Origin of the sequence: Methanobrevibacter sp. (assembly GCF_017427765.1) — an archaeon.
GTDB lineage: Archaea > Methanobacteriota > Methanobacteria > Methanobacteriales > Methanobacteriaceae > Methanocatella.
In genome coordinates this window covers 1-2,822 of the sequence record NZ_JAFRSC010000037.1, presented here as the reverse complement: position 1 = coordinate 2,822, position 2,822 = coordinate 1, and the positions used below count along the sequence as shown (strand labels likewise).

Genomic DNA, 2,822 nt, shown 5'->3' with positions numbered 1-2,822 from the left:
TAGCAAGACAGAATATTTTGAAAATCGTATGAGAAAACAATTTAGCCGAAGATAAAGGTCTGCTTGAGCCCAGTGTGGTGAAAGCCACACGCTGGGTTCTTAGGAGAGTTTGAAGGAGTAATCCTTCATTCTTATCCGACTAAGAATGGTTAATTAAAGTGAACGAATGCAAGCATCGTGACATCTGCCGACAGGTGGGATACAAAGCACTATAATGAGCGCTACTGTTGATTGCAATTAGGAAATAAGTATTATACTTATGCTTATAATGCACAACCCGTAGAATTGCCGGTGTAAAGTTCGGACCTTACCTTATTCGTATCTGATGGGAGATTAACCCGGTAAGCCATTTGAAATCCTAGAAATCATCCTTTCTAGGTAAGCGGATTGCGAATGAAGTGGAATTCTTCAGGTGGTAGAGGATTTTGAAGAAAGCGAAAGCCGTTATTATCGAAAGATAGCAGGAAAACAGGGAAATTATTAACTGTGAACGGATACCACCCCCATAGTGGGTGGCATGGAAACATGGCTGACTTTCAAAGAGTAGACAACGTGTAAAATAAAACTAAAGAAATGTTTGTTAAAAGGATGGTGATAAAAGATGAGTTATGCTCAAAACAGTATTGTTTTAGAGTCCACAACATCATACGCTACTTTATGGTCGGATACAGATTGGAAGAAGACTTATAAGTATGTAGATAAGCAAAGATTTAGGATATTTCGTGCTGAAAGCGAAGGTGATAGTCGAAAAGTTAGAGATTTACAAAGAATGTTAGTTCGTAGCCCTGCTGCATTAAAAGTAGCGATTAAAAGGGTTACTCAGACAAATAAAGGTAAGAGAACTCCTGGTGTGGATGGATATCTTGCATTAAGTGACTTTGAAAGAGGAAAATTGTTTGTTAAGATAATGAATAGAAATGTAAACAAACATAAGCCTAAACCAGTGTATAGGACTCAAATTCCTAAAAGTAATGGTAAAACTCGTTCTCTTGGTATTCCTACCATTATTGACCGAGTTTATCAGGAATTACTTCGTTTAGTGTTGGAGCCTCAATGGGAGGTTCGTTTTGAGCCGATAAGCTACGGTTTTAGACCTGCTAGACGAGTTCATGATGCAATGGAAAGAGTTTTCTTCAATATACATAATCGTAAATTCAAGTATGTATTTGAGGGTGATTTTAAGGCCTGCTTTGATACATTGAGCCACAAATTCATTATTGAACAGTTGAATGGATTTCCATATATTAATTTGGTTGAAAAGTTTCTTAAAGCAGGATATATGGAAAATGGAGAATTTTTCTCCACTAATCAAGGAACTCCACAAGGAGGATTATTATCGCCATTACTGGCAAATATTGCCTTACATGGGCTTGAAAAATGTTTAAATATCTCATATCATGAATATCACAGTAATAAAGGTTATACAACATTTATTACTCGCGGTAAATATCGTGTTGTGAGGTATGCTGATGATTTTCTCATATTTGCAAGAAATAAAGAAGATATCGAAGCCATACCAAATATTCTCAAAGAATATCTGGATGATAGGAGTTTAATCCTTTCTGAAGATAAAACATGCTTTACAACCATTTTTAAAGGTTTTAATTTCTTAGGTTTTAATGCAAAAATCGGAAAGGATGATAAATGCATTATTAAACCATCTAAAGACTCTATTAAGAAGGCTAAAGCTAAAATTAAAGATATCTTCGAGTATTCTAAAGGTCAGAACGTGGAATATCTCATGGATAGATTAAATCCGGTTATTGATGGTATTGCAGAGTTTTGGAAACCCATGGTTTCTTCTAAAGCATTTTCAAGTATTGATAATTATATTTGGAAGAAAACTTGGAAATTCCTAAAACATCTTCATCCTAATAAAAGTTCTGGTTGGATAGTAAATAAATATTTCCCCAAACGCGAGAAAAACGATGAACACCAAGATAAATGGATTTTAACTGACCCAAACACTGGTAAACAGTTGAATAAAATGTCATGGACTAACATCGAAAGGCACACAATGATTAAACATAATTATTCGCCTTTAGACAAAAGTAAATCAGACTACTTCTATAAAAGAAGTATATCGACCACTAATCATTTCAGATAAAGGTCTATTTGAGCCGTATGTCTCGAAAGGGACACGTACGGTTCTCAAGAGGGTGCGGATGAGCAATCATCCAATCCTATCTAACTTGACACCTGCATAACAAAAAAAAGAGAATATAATCCCAATTATACCTCCCTTACAAAATATAATAGGATAATATTTTATATTTTGTTAAAACCCTATTTTAGAGTTATGAATATTTTTATTTTTCTCTTTGGCGTTCGATATATCTTTTTATTGTTTCAATATTTGCTCCACCGGAAGTGGTTATGAAATAACCTGTTTTCCAAAAAGTACTCTTCCATAGAAATCTTTTAATTTGAGGATAATCTCTTTTAATACTTCTACTGCTTGCACTTTTATAGGCATTAATGAATTTAACAAGATTCGTACTCGGAGCAGCATCAAAAAGCACATGAATATGATCCACATCCCAATTTGACTCAACAATCTCCACACCATATTTATCACCAATATCTGAGAAAAATATCCATTAAAAAATCAAAAATATCCTGATTAATCACTTTTCTACGATATTTAATAACTAACACCAAATGATAAGTTAATTTGTATACTGAATGTTGATTTCTATTCAAATCACCTTTCATAATAAGTAATATATCAAAAAAGATATTTAAATCTATTTATTATAAAAGTATACCAATATTGACCTGCACTTGTAAAAAAAAAAGTAAACACTAAAAAAAATAATATT

General features: G+C 33.3%; 1 protein-coding gene and 1 pseudogene. One reads left to right on the top strand and one right to left on the bottom strand.

Annotation, left to right across the window (positions count from 1 at the left end):
- Positions 1-601: 601 nt before the first annotated feature.
- Positions 602-2,107, top strand: coding sequence for a group II intron reverse transcriptase/maturase (gene ltrA / locus IJL02_RS11645; protein WP_292816630.1), 1,506 nt, complete (start codon positions 602-604; stop codon positions 2,105-2,107).
- A 202-nt stretch (positions 2,108-2,309) separates the two neighbouring features.
- Here the strand turns inward: ltrA and tnpA are convergent.
- A pseudogene (gene tnpA, locus IJL02_RS11640) lies at positions 2,310-2,715 on the bottom strand (IS200/IS605 family transposase).
- Between the last annotated feature and the right edge of the window lie 107 nt (positions 2,716-2,822).